The organism is Micromonospora sp. CPCC 205561 (assembly GCF_036906775.1).
Lineage (GTDB): Bacteria > Actinomycetota > Actinomycetes > Mycobacteriales > Micromonosporaceae > Micromonospora.
In genome coordinates this window covers 123,129-140,836 of the sequence record NZ_JBAKHV010000002.1, presented here as the reverse complement: position 1 = coordinate 140,836, position 17,708 = coordinate 123,129, and the positions used below count along the sequence as shown (strand labels likewise).

The window sequence follows — 17,708 nt, the reverse complement described above, 5'->3', positions numbered from 1 at the left end:
CCGCGTCTGCCCTCAACGGTAGAAAGGGGCGGCCACCCCGCCCTCGGTCGCGAGGAGGATCGGCGCGCGTTTCACCCGTAGGTGGTTACCCGCGTGCCGCTGCCGCGACTCCTCCGCGGGCGAGGCTCCGGGGCGAGCCGCCGGCCCGCCGGCACCGCCGACCGTCCGGAACGCGGGCGGGCGTCGGGTCGGGCGGGTAGGCTCGCCGGTCGGACACCCACACCCCGGGTGCCGCACGGCCGCCCGCACCGGGCCGGCCACGACCGGGCCGGACCCCCACGAGGGGACGACGGCGAGGAAGTGCACTCATGATCAGCGTTTTCGACCTCTTCAGCGTCGGCATCGGGCCGTCCAGCTCACACACGGTCGGGCCGATGCGGGCCGCCCGCACCTTCGTCGCCGGGCTGAAGGCCGACGGGTTGCTGGCCGACACGGTACGGGTGCAGGCCGAACTCTTCGGCTCGCTGGGCGCCACCGGGCACGGCCACGGCAGCGACCGGGCGGTCCTGCTCGGGCTGGCCGGTGAGGCCCCGGAGACGGTGGACACCGACGCGGTCGACGCGCGGATCACCCGGATCCGCGCCGAGCGCCGGCTGGCCCTGCTGGACGCGCACGAGATCGACTTCGACCCCGGCCGTGACCTGGTGCTGCACCGGCGGCGGTCGCTGCCGTACCACCCCAACGGGATGACCTTCGTCGCGTACGACGACAGCGGCGCGGAGCTGCGCGCGCGGACGTACTACTCGGTCGGCGGCGGGTTCGTGGTGGACGAGGCGGCGGCCGGGGCGGACCGGATCAAGCCGGACGCCACCCGGGTGCGCCACCCGTTCCTGACCGGCGCGCAACTGCTCGGCGTCACCGCGTCGACGGGGCTGTCGATCAGCGACGTGATGCTCGCCAACGAGCTCTCCTGGCGCGGCGAGGGCGAGGTGCGCGCCGGCCTGCTGGAGATCTGGCGGGTGATGCGGGAGTGCGTCGAGCGGGGCTGCTCGCGCGACGGGGTGCTCCCCGGCGGCCTGAAGGTCCGCCGCCGCGCCGCTGAGCTGCGCCGCAGCCTGGCGACGGAGTCCGATTCCGCCGACCCGCTGCGGGCGATGGACTGGGTGACCCTCTTCGCGCTCGCCGTCAACGAGGAGAACGCGGCCGGCGGCCGGGTCGTCACCGCGCCGACCAACGGGGCGGCGGGGATCATCCCGGCGGTGCTGCACTACTACACCCGGTTCGTGCCGGGCGCCTCCGACGAGGGGGTGGTCCGGTTCCTGCTGGCGGCGGGCGCCATCGGCGTGCTGTTCAAGGAGAACGCGTCGATCTCCGGCGCCGAGGTGGGCTGCCAGGGCGAGGTGGGTTCGGCCTGCTCGATGGCCGCCGCGGGGCTGGCCGAGGCGCTGGGCGGCAGCCCCGCGCAGGTGGAGAACGCCGCCGAGATCGGCATGGAGCACAACCTCGGTCTGACCTGCGATCCGGTCGGGGGCCTGGTGCAGATCCCCTGCATCGAGCGGAACGCGGTGGCTAGCATCAAGGCGATCACGGCCGCCCGGCTGGCGTTGCGCGGCGACGGGGTGCACCACGTGTCGCTCGACAAGGTCATCAAGACCATGCGCGAGACCGGCGCGGACATGAAGGTGAAGTACAAGGAGACGGCGCGCGGCGGCCTGGCCGTCAACGTGATCGAGTGCTGAGAGGGCCCTCGTTCACCGACTGCTAACCTGTCGTCCGTCCGGTGAGGCGGGAGGCGGCGGTGACCTCTGGCGTCGCGGCGTTGTGGTCGCACCGCAACTCCCTGCGCATCCTGGTCCGGCGCGACCTCGCGGTGAAGTACCAGCAGTCCGTGCTCGGCTACCTCTGGTCGTTGATCGAACCCCTCGGCATGGGGGCGATCTACTGGTTCGTCTTCGGCGTCCTCTACTCCCGCGACACCACCCGCCACCTGGGTGAGGCGGCCGACTCGTACCCGCTGTTCCTGATCACCGGGATCTTCGCCTGGATGTGGACCAGCTCGGCGCTGAGCGAGGCGACCAACGCGCTGACCGGCCAGTCCCGCCTGATCACGACGATGAACGTGCCGCGGCAGGTCTTCCCGATCGGCCGGGTCACCGGCCGCTTCGCCGAGTACGCCGCCGGCCTGCCGATCCTGGTCGCCGTCGCCGTCGGCTACGCCGCGTACGGCCGGATCGAGCCGGGCTGGTCGCTGCTGGCCCTGCCGCTCGCGGTGGCGGTGCAGGCCGTCCTGCTGGTCGGGCTGGCGCTGCTGCTCTCGGCGGCCAACGTGCTGATGCGCGACGTCGAGCGCTTCATGCGGCTGGTCATCCGGGTGCTCTTCTACGCCACGCCGATCATCTACCCGCTGAGCCTGGTGCGGGACGCGGACCTGCCGGGCTGGCTGAAGGTCGGCTACGAGCTGAACCCGCTGGTCGGCATCTTCCAGCTGCACCACGCGGTCTGGTACCCGGACGAGTTCCCCGACCCGCGCCTGCTCGCCTCCACCGTCGGCGTCAGCCTGCTGGTGCTCCTCGTCGGCTGGTGGTCGTTCCGCCGGCTCGAACCCGCCGTGCTCAAGGAACTGTGACGATGGCCGACGCGATCATCGAGGCGCGGGGACTGGGCATCCGGTTCGTCCGCAACCGGCGGCGGCAGCTGCGGCTGCGGGAGCTGTTCATCCACCGCGGCCGGCGGGGTGCCGCGGACGGCCGGTTCTGGCCGTTGCGCGACGTGTCCTTCTCCGTGGCGGCGGGGGAGACCGTCGGCGTGATCGGCCGCAACGGCACCGGCAAGAGCACGCTGCTGCGGCTGATCGCCGGCGTGCTGATCCCCGACGAGGGCCGGATCACGGTGCGTGGCGACGTCGCGCCGCTGCTGGAGCTCTCCGCCGGGTTCTCCAACGACCTCACCGGGCGGGAGAACCTGTACCTGGTCGGGGGACTGCACGGGCTCTCGTCGGGCTACCTCAGGCGGCACTTCGACGACATCGTCTCGTTCGCCGGTGAGCAGGTGGAGCGCGCCATCGACACGTCGGTGCGGCACTACTCGTCCGGCATGAAGGTCCGGCTCGGCTTCGCGATCATCTCGCACCTGCCGCACCCGATCCTGCTCATGGACGAGGTGACGGCGGTCGGGGACGCGGAGTTCCGAAAGAAGTGTTATGCGACGATCGACCGTCTGCTCGGGGAGGGGCGCACTCTGGTGCTGGTGTCACACAACGAAAAGGACCTGACCCGGTTCTGCCGTCGGGGGTTGTACCTCGACGGGGGCCGGCTGAGCGTCGACGGGACGATCGCCGAGGCGCTCGACGCGTACCACACCGCGGTCCCGCGGTGACGCTCGCGATCGTGCTCGCCGCCGACGCCCCGGCCGCGAGCCTGCCCACCAGCTCGGGCGAGCGCCTCGTCGACCGGCTCACCGGCCAGCTCCACCGGGCCGGGGCGGACGAGGTGCGCCACGCCGCCGACCTGGACGAGCTGGCCGCGCTGGTCGACGCGGCCACCGGCCCGGTCCTCGTCACCGGCGCCGACCTGGTCGCGCACACCGCCGTCCTGCGGCACCTGGCCACCAGCCCGGTCGGGCCGACGGTGGCGCTGGTGCTCACCGACCCGCCCGGCGACGGGCGCACGGCCGTCCGCGAGGAGCGCGGCCAGGTGGTCGACGCCGGGCCGGCGGAGCGGCTGGACGGCGGGGCCACCGGGGTCTTCGGCGGCGCGCTGCGGGTCGGCGTCGACGACCTGCCGTCGCTCGCCGCCGCCGCCCGAGCGGCCGCCGCCCGGGTGGTGCCCGCCGGCGCGGCGTCGGCCGGGCCCGCGGTGGACCGGCTCTTCGCCGGCCTCACCGGGCTCGGCGCGTTGACCTTCGCCCAGCGCGTACGCCTGCTCGTCGCGCACCGGGTGGCCGATCCGGCGGGGCTGGCCGCCGCGGAGGCGGCCGTGGCCGCCGTCGACGAGGACCGCGCCGAGCTGAGGCTCTCGGTCAAGGAACGCGACGACTTCTTCACCACCTTCTTCGTCAGCACCTGGTCGCCGTACGTGACGAAGGCGTCGGCCCGGCTCGGGCTCGGCCCCACCGCCGTCACGATGATCTCGGTGGCCTTCGCGGTGGCCGCAGCCGTGCTCTTCGGTGTCGGCGGCCGGCCGGCGCTGGTCGTCGGGGCGGTGCTGCTCTACCTCGGTTTCGTGCTGGACTGCGTGGACGGCCAGGTCGCCCGCTACACCCGGCACTTCAGCGCCTGGGGCGGCTGGCTGGACACGATGGCCGACCGGGCGAAGGAGTACGTGGTCTACGCCGGCCTCGGCTACGGGGCCACGCAGGCCGGCTTCCGCTACGGCTGGGCGCTGGCGATCGCCGCGATCACGCTGCAGACCGTGCGGCACATGACGGACACCTGGTACGGCGTGCTGCACGACGAGGCGGCCCGGCGGCCGAAGTCGGTCGGCACCGCCGGCGGCGGCATCGGCGACAAGCTCAACGCCGCGTCCAACCGGGTGCAGGCCGACACGGGCTCCGTGTCGTACTGGCTGAAGCGGACGGTGGTCTTCCCGATCGGGGAGCGGTGGGCGCTGATCGCGCTGACCGTGGCGCTGTTCGGGCCGCTGGTCAGCCTGTACGCGGTGCTGGCCTGGGGGGTGCTGGCGTTCGCGTACACCGGGGCGCTGCGCACGCTGCGGGCCCGCTGGATGCGGGTGCCGGTGCTCGACACGGTCGACGCCACCCTGCACCGCGACGACGGCCCGCTGGCCCGGCTCCTGCCGGCGTTCCGCCCGGCGGGGCCGCTGGCCCTGGCGATCGTCGCGGCGCTGGGCCCGGCGGCGCTGCTGCTGGCGGCGCTGCTCAGCCTGGACGGCGGGGGGGCGGAGGGCCTGCGCTGGGCGGTGCCGGTCGCGTTGGTGGTGCTGCTGGCCGGCGGGCTCGGGGCCGGCACGGCGCACACCGGGCCGCTGGACTGGCTCGTGCCGGCCGCGTTGCGGGCCGGCGAGTTCCTCTTCGCGGTGGCGGTGGGGGTGGTCGGCGACGTGCCACCGTGGCTGGTCTTCGGGTACGTCTTCGTGCTGACCCTGCACCACTACGACCTGACCGCGCGGCTGGAGAAGCGGCAGGTCGCCCCGCCGCTGCACGACGCCACGCTGGGCTGGGACGGGCGGTCGGTGCTGCTGGCCCTGGCCGCGATCGCCGGAATTGCGGGTATCGGGATGGCTACACTCGGTACGTACCTTCTCATGGTTTTCGTGGGGAGTGTCGCCCTCGCCTGGGTCGTCCTGCCCGCCCGCGCCGCGCGGGCGTCGGTGGGCCTGGCCGGCGCGGGAGGTCGCTCGCCGGGCTGACGGAGGGGCCGGCCGATGACACTGATCAGCTTCGTCGTGCCGGCCTTCCGGGTGCAGGGCTACCTGCGCGAGTGCCTGGACTCCATCCTCGGCCAGCCGGTCGCCGACATCGAGGTGATCGGCGTCGACGACTGCTCGCCGGACGACAGCGGCGAGATCCTCGCCGAGTACGCGGCCCGGGACCCGCGGATGCGCGCGGTCCGGCTGACGGAGAACGTCGGGCTCGGTCCGGCCCGCAACATCGGGCTGGACCGGGCCGTCGGCGAGTACGTCTGGTTCGTCGACGGCGACGACTGGCTCACCCCGGACTGCCTGGTCGAGGTCGCCGAGCGCCTGCGTGCGACCCGGCCCGACGTGCTCCTCGTCGACCACGTCCGGACGCACTGGAACAACGCCGCCAGCCGCAGCGCGATGACGGAGGTCTTTCCGGAGCCGCCCGGCGAGGAGACCTTCCGGCTGCGGGACCGGCCCGAGACCATGCGGCTGCTGCACACCGCCTGGAACCGGCTGGTCCGCCGGGAGTTCCTGCTCGACGAGGGGCTGCGCTTCGCCCCCGGCTGGTACGAGGACGTCTCGTTCAGCTACCCGGTGCTGATGGCCGCCGGGCGGATCGGCGTGCTGGACCGGGTCTGCGTCAACTACCGGCAGCGCCGGGCCGGCGCGATCACGCGCACCCGTGGCGACCGGCACTTCGAGGTGTTCGACCAGTGGCACCGGGTGTTCCGGCTGATGGACTCCTGGGGCCCGGCCGTCGACGATCTGCGCCCGGCGGTCTTCGAGCGGATGGTCTGGCACTACCTGACCGTGCTCGGCAACGGCGAGCGGATCGCGCCCGGGCTGCGGCCCGCCTTCTTCGCCCAGATCACCGCCGACCACGCGCGTTGGCTGCCGCCCGGCGGATACCCGGCGCCGCGGGGCGCGGAGGGGCTCAAGCACCGCCTGGTGGCCGCCGGCCGCTGGCGTACGTTCAGCGCGCTGCGCACCGCGTACCGGGCGCGGGACGCGGCCCGGCGCACCGCCCGCGGCACGAGGCGGCGGGTCGCGCCCCGGGTCCGGCGCGCGGCCCGGCTGGCCCGGGACACCGTGCTGCGCGAGTACTACCGGGCCGAGCTTCGCGGCCCGGTCGACCCGGGGCTGGCCGTCTACGCCGCCTACTGGTACCGGGGCTACTCGGACAACCCGGCCGCGATCTTCGAGGCGGCCCGGCGGCTCGCGCCGGAGGTCCGCGGGGTGTGGATCGTCCGGCGGGACCGCGTGCACACGGTCCCCGAGGGCGTCGAGCACGTCGTCGCCGGGACGCCCGCGTACTACCGGGCGCTGGCGCGGGCGCGGTGGCTGGTGAACAACGTCAACTTCCCGGACCACGTCCGCAAGCGGCCGGGCACGGTGCACGTGCAGACCCACCACGGCACCCCGGTGAAGGTGATGGGGCTGGACCAGCAGCGGTACCCGATCGGCGCGGTAGGGATGGACTTCGCCGGGCTGCTGCGCCGGGTGGACCGGTGGGACTACAGCGTCAGCGCGAACAGCTTCTCCAGCCAGATGTGGGAGCGCGCCTACCCGGCCTCGTACACCACGCTGGAGGTCGGCTACCCGCGCAACGACCGGCTGGTCACCGCGACCGAGGAGGAGGTGCGCGGGCTGCGCGCCGGGTTCGGCCTCGGGCCCGGCGAGCAGGTCGTCCTGTACGCCCCGACGCACCGGGAGCACCTGCCCGGCTACCGGCCGCCGTTCGACCCGGAGCGGCTGCTCGACGTGCTCGGCCCGGCCGGCCGGCTGATGATGCGCAGCCACTACTTCCACGACCGGGACCGGCCCGCCCGGCACCCGGAGGGCGACCGGGTACGCGACGTCAGCGACCACCCGCGCGTCGAGGAGCTCTACCTCGTGGCGGACGTGCTGATCACGGACTACTCCTCGGCGATGTTCGACTACGCGGTGCTCGACCGGCCGATCGTCGTCTACGCCCCCGACTGGGAGGCGTACCGGTTGGCGCGCGGGGTCTACTTCGACGTGACTGCGGAGCCGCCGGGCGCGGTGGCCACCGACTTCGCCGACCTGCTCGACCTGTTCCGCGCCGGCGAGGTCGACTCGGAGACGGCGCGCAAGGCCCGGCAGCGGTTCCGGGCCCGGTTCTGCGCGCTCGACGACGGCCACGCCGCCGAGCGGGTGGTCCGGCGGGTCTTCCTCGGCGAGGAGCCCGAGGCGGGCTGGTCGCCCCGGTCGCGGGAGGGCGGAGGGGTCCGCTGACCCACCGTGTCGCCCGCCCGGCGGCGTCACAGGGCCGACACAAGCCGAACATGGAACGTTTACCCGATGTGCGGATCGCATGATCCTGGTCACAGTCATTCGGGGTTCGGTCGACGAGCTGGGGGGAGGGCACGGTGACCACCGTCGCGCTCAAGGATGTCACCAAGGTCTTCAGGGACGGCACCCTCGCCGTCGACAGCGTCAACCTCGACGTCGACGACGGCGAGTTCATGGTGCTGCTCGGCCCGTCGGGCTGCGGGAAGTCCACGGTGCTGAGGATGGTCGCCGGGCTGGAGGACCCGACGTCGGGCGCGGTGATGCTCGACGGCGAACTCGCCAACGACCTGCCGCCGCGCGACCGGAGGATCGCGATGGTCTTCCAGGACTTCGCGCTCTACCCGCACATGACCGTCGGCGACAACATCGCCTTCCCGCTCCGGCTGGCCGGGCTGGAGCCCGAGCCGCGCGGCGAGCGGGTCACCGACGTGGCGAGCGCGCTGGGCATCGGCGACGTGCTCGGCCGCAAGCCCAGCCAGCTCTCCGGCGGGCAGCGCCAGCGGGTCGCGATGGGCCGGGCGATCGTCCGCCGCCCCGGGCTGTTCCTGATGGACGAGCCGCTCTCCAACCTCGACAGCGGGCTCCGGGCCGAGCTGCGGGCGGAGATCTCCGGCCTGACCCGGGAGCTGGGCGTCACCACCATCTACGTCACGCACGACCAGGCCGAGGCGCTCACCATGGCCGACCGGGTCGCCATCATGCGCAAGGGCGTCCTCCAGGACGTCGGCACCCCCACCCAGGTCTACGGCCGCCCCGCGACCCTCTACGTGGCCGCGTTCCTCGGCAGCCCGCGGATGAACCTGCTGGAGGCGTCCGTCTACGTCCACCTGGACCGCTACGTCACGCTCACCCTCGGCGACCAGGCGCTCTACCTGCCCTGGGACGACATCCGGAGCCGGGCGGTCGCGCACTACCACGGCGAGCGGATCGTGGTCGGGATGCGGGCCGAGGCGCTCACCCCGGTCGCCCCGGACACCCAGGGCCCCGTGCTGCACGGCCGGATCCGCTACCTCGAACACCACGGCCACGAGTCGCTGGCCTTCCTCGACATCGGGGCCACCGCGATCGTCGTGGACGAGATGGGCACCCGGGTCGACGCGCCGAGCGGCCAGCGTGGCCTGCGCCGCTTCGGGCAGGTCATGCAGCGGCTGACCGGACGCGCCGCGGAGGAGGCCGCCGCCGCCCCGACCACCGGGGCCCGCACCAGCGTGCTGAACGACCCGGGCCGGCACCACCGCCGCCCGGCCGAACTCGCGGTCCGGCTCGCGCCGTACCCCGCGGTCTCCGCCGGTCACGCGTTGGCCGTCTCCGTACGCATGGACGCGCTGCACTTCTTCGACGAGCGCGGCGACCGGATCGACGTCGGCTGGCGCTGACCGGCCCGGTTCCCACCCGCCGGGCGGGGTTGCCGGCGAAGTTACCGGCTAGTAACGTCGGGCCATGACAATCGACTCGCGCCAGGTGGCGGCCGGCATCCTGGAAGCCGTGCCGTTCGCCCGTACGCTCGGCATCGAATTCGTCGAGGTGGCCCCGGAGGCGCAGGGCGGGGTGCGGGTGACCGTGCGGCTGCCCGACTCGCCGGCCACCCACAACCACGTCGGCGGCCCGCACGCCGGAGCCATGTTCACCCTCGGCGAGACCGCCTCCGGCGCGGTCGTGCTGGCCGCGTTCGGGCCGCAGCTCGACCGGGCCACGCCGCTGGCGGTACGGGCCGAGATCGCGTACCGCAAGCTGGCCATGGGCCCGGTGCTGGCCACCGCGCGGCTCGGCCGGCCGCCGGCGGAGGTGGTCGCGGAGCTGGCGGCCGGCGGGCGGCCGGAGTTCCCGGTCGTCGTCGCGATCGCCACCGAGGCGGGCAAGCCGACCGGCGAGATGACCGTGGTCTGGACGCTGCGCCCGAACTGAACCGCCGGCACAGCCGGCCGAAAGCGGTTTGCGGGCGGGGAGGTTTGGATAGGTTCGTAGCTGTGCTGGGCCTACCTGCTCACGTGACCGCCTGCCTCTTCGATCTGGACGGTGTGCTGACGCAGACCGCCCGGGTGCACAACGCCGCCTGGGCCGAGACGTTCGACGCCTTCCTGAGTCGACGCGCCGCCGCGACCGGTGAGCCCTTCCGCCCCTTCGACCCCGGGCCGGACTACAACCGGTACGTCGACGGCCGGCCCCGCGCCGACGGGGTGCGCACGTTCCTCGCCTCCCGCGGGATCGTGCTGCCCGAGGGGGCACCCGACGACCCGCCGGGCGCCGAGACCGTCAACGGCGTCGGCAACAGCAAGAACGTGCTGCTGCTGGAGCGGCTGCGCGTGCACGGCGTGGACGTCTACCCCGGCTCGGTCACCTACCTGAAGGCCGCGGCCGCCGCGGGCCTGCGCCGCGCGGTCGTCACGGCCAGCGCGAACGGCCGGGAGGTGGTGGCCGCGGCCGGCCTGGAACCCCTGCTGGAGGCCCGGGTCGACGGGCTGGTCGCCCGGGCCGAGGGGCTGCGGGGCAAGCCTCACCCGGACACGTTCCTGGCCGGGGCCGCGCTGCTCGGGGTCGACCCGGCGAACGCCGTCGTCTTCGAGGACGCGCTGGCCGGGGTGGCCGCCGGGCGGGCCGGCGGATTCGGCTACGTGGTCGGCGTCGACCGGGTCGGCCAGGCCGCCGAGCTGCGCGCCCACGGCGCCGACGTCGTGGTCACCGACCTCGCCGACCTGCTCGACGCCGGGCGGCCCGCGTGATCCGGGAGCGCGCCTATCCGGTCGAGCCGTGGCACGTCCGGGAGACCCGGCTGGACATGGACGTACTGGCCCAGTCCGAGTCGGTCTTCGCGCTCTCCAACGGGCACGTCGGGCTCCGCGGCAACCTCGACGAGGGCGAGCCGCACGGCCTGCCCGGCACCTACCTCAACTCCTTCTACGAGCTGCGCCCGCTGCCGTACGCGGAGGCCGGCTTCGGCTTTCCCGAGTCCGGCCAGACCGTCGTCAACGTGACCAACGGCAAGCTGATCCGCCTGCTGGTCGACGACGAACCGCTCGACGTCCGCTACGGCGAACTCCTCGCCCACGAGCGGGTCCTCGACCTGCGCGCCGGCACCCTGCACCGGGAGCTGCACTGGCGCTCCCCGGCCGGCCGCGAGATCAAGGTCCGCAGCACCCGGCTCGTCTCGTTCACCCAGCGCGCCGTCGCCGCGATCAACTACGAGGTCGAGGCGGTGGACGGCCCGCTGCGGCTGATCCTGCAATCGGAGCTGGTGGCCAACGAGACGCTGCCCGCGCAGAGCAAGGACCCGCGGGTGGCGGCCGTGCTGGAGTCGCCGTTGCAGGCCGAGGAGGAACTCACCACCGCCGACGGCGGGCTGCTGATCCACCGGACCAAGGTCTCCGGGCTGCGGGTGGCCGCCGCCATGGAGCACGAGGTGTACGCCCCGGGGCGCACGACCAGCCAGTCCGAGGGGTACGAGGACTGGGTGCGTACCACGATCGGGTGCGTGCTCCAGCCCGGCGAGACGCTGCGCGTGGTCAAGTACCTGGCGTACGGCTGGTCGAGCCGCCGGTCGCTGCCGGCGATGCGCGACCAGGTCGAGGCTGCCCTGACGGGGGCGCGGCTCGACGGCTGGGACGGGCTCCGCCGCGAGCAGCGCGAATACCTCGACGAGTTCTGGGACACCGCCGACGTGGTGGTGGAGGGCGACCCCGAGATCCAGCAGGCCGTCCGGTTCGGCATGTTCCACGTCCTGCAGGCGGGCGCCCGGGCGGAGCGGCGGCCCATCGCCGCGAAGGGGCTGACCGGCCCGGGGTACGACGGGCACGCGTTCTGGGACACCGAGATGTTCGTCCTGCCGGTGCTCACCTACACCCACCCGGCCGCCGTGCGGGACGCGCTGCACTGGCGGCACGGCACCCTGGCCGCGGCGCACGAGCGGGCCCGGACGCTCAACCTGGAGGGGGCGGCGTTCCCCTGGCGCACCATCGAGGGACCGGAGTCGTCGGGGTACTGGCCGGCCGGCACCGCGGCCTTCCACATCGCCGCCGGCGTCGCCGACGCGCTGCGGCGCTACGTGCAGGTCACCCAGGACACCGAGCTGGAACGCGAGATCGGGCTGGAGCTGCTGGTGGAGACCGCCCGGCTGTGGCGGTCGCTGGGCCACCACGACCGGCACGGCCAGTTCCACATCGACGGGGTAACCGGCCCCGACGAGTACACGGCGGTGAAGAACGACAACATCTACACCAACCTGATGGCGCAGCGGAACCTGATCGCCGCCGCGGAGGCGGTGATGCGCTACCGGGACGAGGCGTTCCACCTGGGCGTCACCGACGAGGAGGCGGCGGCCTGGCGGGACGCGGCGGCCGCCATGCACATCCCGTACGACGAGGAGATCGACGTCCACGAGCAGGTCGAGGGCTTCACCCGGCTCCAGGAGTGGGACTTCGCGCGCACCCCGCCGGAGAAGTACCCCCTGCTGCTGCACTATCCGTACTTCGACCTCTACCGCAAGCAGGTAATCAAGCAGGCGGACCTGGTCCTGGCCATGCACTGGCGGGGCGACGCGTTCACGCCGGAGCAGAAGCTGCGCAACTTCCTCTACTACGAGCGCCGCACGGTGCGGGACTCGTCGCTGTCGGCGTGCACCCAGGCGGTGCTGGCCGCCGAGGTGGGCCACCCGGAGCTGGCGCACGTCTACCTGCGCGAGGCCGCGCTGATGGACCTGCACGACCTCAACGAGAACACCCGCGACGGGGTGCACATGGCCTCGCTCGCCGGGGCCTGGATCGCACTGGTGGCCGGGTTCGGCGGGCTGCGCGACCACGACGGCAACCTGTCCTTCGCGCCCAGGCTCTCCAGCCGGCTCGGACGGCTGGAGTTCTCGCTCCAGTGGCGCGGGATGCGGCTGAAGGTGGACGTCGGACCGGACGAGACCACGTACTCGCTGGGCCACGGCGACCCCGAGGACGTGCTGGAGCTGCGCCACCACGGCGAGCGGGTCCGGGTCACCTGCGCGCGGCCGGTGACGATGCCGATCCCGCCGGCGGAGGTCACCGGGCCGGTCCCGGAGCAGGCCCCGGGCCGGGCACCCCTGCTCCGCCTGCCGGAGAGCGCACCGTGACGGGCCGCCGGCCCGCGTTCGTCACGGCGGGCCGGCGGTGCCGGTCAGAGCGGCTTGCCCTGTGACGGACGGCCGGCGGCGTCGCGGGGCGCCGTCGCCCGCGGATCGTCGGCCGTACGCGCCTGGGCCGCGTCGTCCGCCCAGTCGCGTCCGCGTTCGCTGTCCTGTTCCCGCCGCTCCCGGTCGGTGCTCTGCGGCCGGGACTCACCCTGCTGCTGCGCCATGGCGATCCTCGCGATCCGTCGGGGCGCGGTTGCGCCGGTACGGTCTGCGGTCACCCGCCGCCTACCCGGGCCCCCCGGCGACAAACGCCGGGCCGCTTGCCGCCGCCGGGGACGGGTATGCGGACCGGAGGGGTACGACCCGAGGACGTACGGAGGCGGCATGGACGTGCGCAGCAGCGCGGTGGCGATCCCGGCGGGGGAGGCCGAACTCCCCGCCGACCTGCTGGTCCCGGCGGAGCCGGCCGGCGTGGTGCTCTTCGCGCACGGCAGCGGCAGTTCCCGGCACAGCCCGCGCAACACGGCCGTGGCGCACGTGCTCAACCGCAACGCCCTCGGCACGGTGCTGGTCGACCTGCTGACCCCGGCCGAGGACCGGATGGACGCCCGGACCGCCGAGCTGCGCTTCGACATCCGCCTGCTCGCCGGCCGGCTGGCCGCGATCGTGGACTGGCTGGCGGCGGAGCGGCCCTTCGGCGCGGTGCCGATCGGGCTCTTCGGGGCCAGCACCGGGGCCGCCGCCGCCCTGGTGGCGGCGGCGGCCCGACCGGATCTCGTCGGCGCGGTGGTCTCCCGGGGCGGCCGTCCCGACCTGGCCGGCCCGGCCCTCGATCAGGTGCGCGCGCCCACCCTGTTGCTGGTCGGCGGCCTGGACGAGCAGGTGATCGTGCTCAACGAGCAGGCGCGCGCCGCGCTCCCGGGCACGGCCGAGCTGACGTTGGTTCCCGGCGCCACCCACCTCTTCGAGGAACCCGGCACCCTGGAGCAGGTCGCCCACCGGGCCGCCGGCTGGTTCACCACCCACCTCGCCGGGCCCCGCTGAGGGCGGCACCCCGGGCTGCTCCGGCTCACCCAGGCTGCCCGGCCGGCTCCGGTGGGGGCGGCGGCGCGGTGGGGCGCTCACGGTGCTGCTGGACGGTGTCGATGATCCGCCAGACGACGGCGGTGATCGGCACCGAGACGAATGCGCCGGCGATGCCGGCGATCAGGGTGCCGGCGGTGACCGCCACCAGGATCACCGCCGGGTGCAGGCGCACCTGGCGCTTCATGATCAGTGGCTCCAGCAGGTTGCCCTCCATCTGCTGCACCGCTATGACGGCGGCCAGCACGAGCAGCGCGGTCACCGGTCCCTTCGCCGCGAGCGCGACAAGTACCGCCACCGCCCCGGCGACGGTCGCGCCGATGATCGGGATGAAGCCGCCGAAGAACGTGATCAACGCCAGCGGGAAGGCCAGCGGCACCCGGAGCACGACCAGCGCCAGGCCGATGCCGATCGCGTCGATCGCGGCGATCAACATGGTGCCCCGGCTGTACGCGCCGAGCGTCCGCCAGCCCTCCCGTCCCGCCTCGGCGGTCACCGGCCGGTTCGGCCCGGTCATCCGGGACAGCGTCCAGTGCCACATGGACCGTCCGTCCTTGAGCAGGAAGAAGAGCAGCACGAGGGCCAGCAGCGCCGAGCCGAGCACCTCGGCGGCCGTCCGGGCGCCGGACACCGGGTCGACCGATCCCTCCCCGACGCCCCGCCGGGCCTGGTCGAGCAGCCGGTCGAGCTGCTGGTCGCTGACCGGCAGCGTGGAGGTCACGAAATCCCTGGTCCGTTGCAGGCCCTGCCCCAGTTCCTGGCTCAGCTCGCCGAACTGGTTGGCGGTCAGGTTCCAGACCATCGCGCCGACGCCGACCAGCACGCCGAGCAGGAGCAGCACCGTGAGCAGGGCGGCCAGCGCGGCGGGCAGCCGCAGCCGGCGCAGCGCGAGCTGCACCGGGTCGAGCAGCGCGGTGAGGAAGATCGTGGCGGCGAGGGCGATGGCCAGCGGGGCGAGCAGGACCGCGATCCTTCCCAGCAGGTACAGCCCGGCGACGATCACCACCAGGCAGGCGCTCCACACCACCGCCGAGCGGATCAGCCAGGGAAGCGCGGTCCATGCCTGCCGGGGGCCCGCGCCCCGGCCCGTCGTCCCCTCGGGCGTCTGCCCGGCACCGTCTGCGACCACTTCGGCCCTCCTCGATCTCCGGCGAGTCGGTACCCGGTCGCGCTCCCTCCGACACCCGCGTCCCCTCTCACGCTAGATGGGCACGCCGGGCGTCGCGGTGCCGTTCGACCGTTTGCCGGCTCCGGCCGGTCGGCTGTCCGGTCGCGTTTGCGCCCCCCACCCGGGGGAAGTCAAAGATCAGATCCCATTCGAGGAGGACCCCGCGATGAGCGACTTCATGGACAAGGCCAAGGACTTCGCCGACAAGCACGACAAGCAGGTCGACCAGGGCATGGAGAAGGGCGGCGACACGGTCGACCAGCGCACCGGCGGCAAGTACGACGAGCAGATCGACAAGGGCGTCGACCAGGCCCAGGCGCGCACCGGCGAGGGCGACCAGATTCGCTGACGCCGCCGGTACTCCCGGGTCGCCGAGACCGGTGGCCCGGGATCGTGCTTTCTGACGGATCGACGCCGACCGCTGGCAAGCATCGACCAATCTCGCTACTATCCGCAGTCGGAACATGACTCAACGTCGAGTCTCCCCCGACCGGACCGGTGCCCCCTCCTGGGTGCCGTGACGAGAGGAAGTCAGCCGGTGACCGAGGCGCCCGAGACGACCGCCCCCCAGCGCTACCCGTTCAGCGACCCCGATCGGCTCAACCTCGATCCGCGCTACGCCCGGCTGCGCCGGGAGGAACCACTCGCCCGGATCCGGATGCCGTTCGGCGAGCCGGCGTGGCTGGCCACCCGGCACACCGACGTGCGTACGGTGCTCGGCGATCCCCGGTTCAGCCGGGCCGCCTCGGTGACCCGGGACGAGCCGCGCAACTCGTCCCGGCGGCAGGAGGGCGGGATCCTGTCGATGGACCCGCCGGAGCACACCCGGCTGCGGCGGCTGGTGGCGAAGGCGTTCACCGCCCGGCGCGTGGAGGAGCTGCGCCCCCGCACCAGGGAGGTGGCCGAGGAACTGGTCGACGGCATGCTCGCCGCCGGCCCACCGGCCGACATGGTGGAGCACCTGGCCACCCCGCTGCCGATCCGGGTCATCTGCGACCTGCTCGGCGTCCCGGTGGCCGACCAGGACCGGTTCCACACCTGGTCCGAGGCGATCGTGTCGACCACCTCGCTCAGCCCCGAACGGGCCCAGGAGTACATCGACAACCTGTTCGCGTACATGGGCGAGCTGATCGCCCTGCGTCGACAGCGGCCCACGGACGACCTGCTCGGCGCGATGGTCCGGGCCCGCGACGCGGACGACCGGCTCGCGGAGGAAGAGGTGGTCCGGCTGGCCGCCGGGCTGCTCGCGGCCGGGCACGAGACAACCGTGACCCAGATCCCCAACTTCGTGTACGTGCTACTCACCCACCCCGACGAGTGGGAGCGGCTCACGGCGGAGCCGAGCCTGGTGCCGGCGGCGGTGGAAGAGCTCATGCGGTTCGTGCCGCTCGGCGCGTCCTCGGCCTTCGCCCGCTACGCGCTCGAGGACGTCGAACTCGGCGGCGTACTGGTCCACGCCGGCGAACCGGTGGTGGTGTCGATCGCGTCGGCCAACCGCGACGAGACGGTCTTTCCCGAGCCGGACCGGCTCGACCTGACCCGCCAGGCCAACCCCCACCTCGGCTTCGGGCACGGGGTGCACCACTGTGTCGGCGCGCAGCTCGCCCGGATGGAACTCCAGGTCGTCCTGGAGACCCTGATCGGCCGTACGCCCAACCTGCGGCTGGCCGTACCGGAATCGGAGCTGCCGTGGAAGAGCGGCCTGCTGGTCCGGGGCCTGCTCGCCCTGCCGGTGAGCTGGTGACCCGGTGAGCGCGACGAGTGAACAGTGGCGGGTGCACGTCGACCCGACCCGCTGCATCGGCTCGGGGATCTGCGCGGGCACCGCGCCGAAGCACTTCGTGCTGGTGGGCGGCCTGTCCCGCCCGGTGGCCGAACGGGTGGCACCGGACGACGCGCTGATGGACGCGGCGGACTCCTGCCCGATGGAGGCCGTCATCGTGTCCGAGGCGGACAGCCTGCGCCGGATCGCGCCGCAGCCCTAGGTCGGTCCGCGCCGCCGGTGGTCCCGCCCGCTGAGGCGCGGCCCACCGGCGGCGCGGGGGGTCAGTGCTGCTTCTCGCGCAGCTCCGACATCGAGGTGGCGCGGCCGCTGAGCGCGTCCCGCAGCCGGTCCACGAGGCCGGCGCCGGGGTTGAGCAGCTTGTTGGCGGGCGGCCGGTCCGGCGCGGCCGGGTGCGGCCGGGTCGGGGCCGACTTCTTGGCCGCCTCCACCTTCTCGGCCAGCTCGACCATCTCCTCCCGGGCGACCGCGGCACGCAGGCGGGGGAAGAGGTCCGACTCCTCGTCCTGGACGTGGTGCCGGATCGTGCTGGTCAGGTGCGCTAGCAGCTCGTCGAAGCGCGGGTCGGACGGGTCGAGCGACTCCAGCTGCTTCATGGTCCGCTCGGCGTCGGAGTGCTCGGAGATCTCGTGCTCGGCGATCTCGTCGCCGTCGGGCAGCGCCTTGCGGGCGGTCGGGTAGACGTACATCTCCTCGGCGACCGCGTGCCGGATCAGCTCGGCGATCATCACGTCAGCCAGCTGCCGGCGGTGCTCGGGGGTGCCCTGCCGGCTCTCCAGCTGTACGAAGAGCGCCTCGACCTCTCGGTGGTCCGCGGTCAGGACGTCGACGACGTCCTGACCGGCGCTGTGCTCTGTCTTGGTCATGTCGGCCCCTACCGGTTGCGGAACGGTCGGTTGTGTGGCTCTGGTACCCCCGAGGCGCCCGTCGAATCCCCCGGTGTCGCCGTACGGGCGCGGGGCCGGCCCTCCG

Annotated in this window: 15 protein-coding genes and 1 pseudogene; 13 read left to right on the top strand and 3 right to left on the bottom strand. The window is 73.6% G+C overall.

Translation table 11 applies throughout. The annotated features are described in order from the left end of the window. Window positions 1-308 precede the first annotated feature (308 nt). From V6V16_RS02885 to V6V16_RS02845, 9 genes and pseudogenes are all read left to right on the top strand, one after another. The gene (locus V6V16_RS02885; protein WP_334559211.1) at window positions 309-1,679 is read left to right on the top strand and encodes an L-serine ammonia-lyase; all 1,371 of its coding nucleotides are present in this window, start codon (window positions 309-311) and stop codon (window positions 1,677-1,679) included. A 59-nt stretch (window positions 1,680-1,738) separates the two neighbouring features. Continuing rightward, window positions 1,739-2,566 carry an ABC transporter permease gene (locus V6V16_RS02880; RefSeq protein ID WP_334559209.1) on the top strand — a complete coding sequence of 276 codons (828 nt, stop codon included), beginning with the start codon at window positions 1,739-1,741 and terminating at the stop codon, window positions 2,564-2,566. A gap of 143 nt (window positions 2,567-2,709) precedes the next feature. After that, window positions 2,710-3,315: pseudogene (locus tag V6V16_RS02875) on the top strand (ABC transporter ATP-binding protein); the annotation flags it as partial. Further along, window positions 3,312-5,306, top strand: a complete 1,995-nt coding sequence (locus tag V6V16_RS02870) for a DUF5941 domain-containing protein (protein WP_442934018.1) — start codon at window positions 3,312-3,314, stop codon at window positions 5,304-5,306. The pseudogene V6V16_RS02875 and the gene V6V16_RS02870, both read left to right, overlap by 4 nt. A gap of 15 nt (window positions 5,307-5,321) precedes the next feature. Further along, on the top strand, window positions 5,322-7,556 hold the full coding sequence (locus V6V16_RS02865) for a bifunctional glycosyltransferase/CDP-glycerol:glycerophosphate glycerophosphotransferase (protein WP_334559206.1): 2,235 nt from the start codon (window positions 5,322-5,324) through the stop codon (window positions 7,554-7,556). A gap of 134 nt (window positions 7,557-7,690) precedes the next feature. Beyond that, complete coding sequence (locus tag V6V16_RS02860; RefSeq protein ID WP_334559204.1) at window positions 7,691-8,989, top strand: ABC transporter ATP-binding protein; 1,299 nt, start codon at window positions 7,691-7,693, stop codon at window positions 8,987-8,989. Window positions 8,990-9,053: 64 nt separating this feature from the next. Beyond that, on the top strand, window positions 9,054-9,518 hold the full coding sequence (locus tag V6V16_RS02855) for a DUF4442 domain-containing protein (protein ID WP_334559203.1): 465 nt from the start codon (window positions 9,054-9,056) through the stop codon (window positions 9,516-9,518). 62 nt (window positions 9,519-9,580) lie between these two features. Beyond that, on the top strand, window positions 9,581-10,333 hold the full coding sequence (locus V6V16_RS02850) for an HAD-IA family hydrolase (protein WP_334559202.1): 753 nt from the start codon (window positions 9,581-9,583) through the stop codon (window positions 10,331-10,333). After that, a complete protein-coding gene (locus V6V16_RS02845) occupies window positions 10,330-12,702 on the top strand; it encodes a glycoside hydrolase family 65 protein (RefSeq protein WP_334559201.1) in 2,373 nt (790 codons plus the stop codon). Before V6V16_RS02850 ends, V6V16_RS02845 begins: the two co-directional genes overlap by 4 nt. A gap of 44 nt (window positions 12,703-12,746) precedes the next feature. Here the strand turns inward: V6V16_RS02845 and V6V16_RS02840 are convergent, their stop codons facing one another. Further along, the gene (locus V6V16_RS02840; protein ID WP_334559199.1) at window positions 12,747-12,926 is read right to left on the bottom strand and encodes a hypothetical protein; all 180 of its coding nucleotides are present in this window, start codon (window positions 12,924-12,926) and stop codon (window positions 12,747-12,749) included. 160 nt (window positions 12,927-13,086) lie between these two features. Here V6V16_RS02840 and V6V16_RS02835 point away from each other — a divergent pair, with 160 nt between their 5' ends. Then, a complete protein-coding gene (locus V6V16_RS02835) occupies window positions 13,087-13,746 on the top strand; it encodes a dienelactone hydrolase family protein (RefSeq protein WP_334559197.1) in 660 nt (219 codons plus the stop codon). A gap of 25 nt (window positions 13,747-13,771) precedes the next feature. On the opposite strand, the gene V6V16_RS02830 is transcribed toward V6V16_RS02835, so the two are convergent. Next, window positions 13,772-14,914 carry an AI-2E family transporter gene (locus V6V16_RS02830; RefSeq protein ID WP_334559195.1) on the bottom strand — a complete coding sequence of 381 codons (1,143 nt, stop codon included), beginning with the start codon at window positions 14,912-14,914 and terminating at the stop codon, window positions 13,772-13,774. Between the two features lie 205 nt (window positions 14,915-15,119). On the opposite strand from V6V16_RS02830, the gene V6V16_RS02825 reads away from it, so the two are divergent. From V6V16_RS02825 to V6V16_RS02815, 3 genes are all read left to right on the top strand, one after another. Further along, window positions 15,120-15,302, top strand: coding sequence for an antitoxin (locus tag V6V16_RS02825; RefSeq protein WP_334559194.1), 183 nt, complete (start codon window positions 15,120-15,122; stop codon window positions 15,300-15,302). 189 nt (window positions 15,303-15,491) lie between these two features. Next, a complete protein-coding gene (locus V6V16_RS02820; protein WP_334559192.1) occupies window positions 15,492-16,697 on the top strand; it encodes a cytochrome P450 in 1,206 nt (401 codons plus the stop codon). A 4-nt stretch (window positions 16,698-16,701) separates the two neighbouring features. After that, a complete protein-coding gene (locus V6V16_RS02815; protein WP_334559190.1) occupies window positions 16,702-16,938 on the top strand; it encodes a ferredoxin in 237 nt (78 codons plus the stop codon). Window positions 16,939-16,999: 61 nt separating this feature from the next. Here the strand turns inward: V6V16_RS02815 and V6V16_RS02810 are convergent, their stop codons facing one another. Further along, on the bottom strand, window positions 17,000-17,602 hold the full coding sequence (locus tag V6V16_RS02810; protein WP_334559188.1) for a hemerythrin domain-containing protein: 603 nt from the start codon (window positions 17,600-17,602) through the stop codon (window positions 17,000-17,002). Window positions 17,603-17,708 lie beyond the last annotated feature (106 nt).

What these genes read in the sequence shown, in the direction of transcription:
- V6V16_RS02885 (WP_334559211.1), top strand. Translation starts at nt 309, where the DNA reads ATGATCAGCGTTTTCGACCTCTTCAGCGTCGGCATCGGGCCGTCCAGC.
- V6V16_RS02865 (WP_334559206.1), top strand. Translation starts at nt 5,322, where the DNA reads ATGACACTGATCAGCTTCGTCGTGCCGGCCTTCCGGGTGCAGGGCTAC.
- V6V16_RS02855 (WP_334559203.1), top strand. Translation starts at nt 9,054, where the DNA reads ATGACAATCGACTCGCGCCAGGTGGCGGCCGGCATCCTGGAAGCCGTG.
- V6V16_RS02840 (WP_334559199.1), bottom strand. Translation starts at nt 12,926, where the DNA reads ATGGCGCAGCAGCAGGGTGAGTCCCGGCCGCAGAGCACCGACCGGGAG.
- V6V16_RS02835 (WP_334559197.1), top strand. Translation starts at nt 13,087, where the DNA reads ATGGACGTGCGCAGCAGCGCGGTGGCGATCCCGGCGGGGGAGGCCGAA.
- V6V16_RS02825 (WP_334559194.1), top strand. Translation starts at nt 15,120, where the DNA reads ATGAGCGACTTCATGGACAAGGCCAAGGACTTCGCCGACAAGCACGAC.
- V6V16_RS02810 (WP_334559188.1), bottom strand. Translation starts at nt 17,602, where the DNA reads ATGACCAAGACAGAGCACAGCGCCGGTCAGGACGTCGTCGACGTCCTG.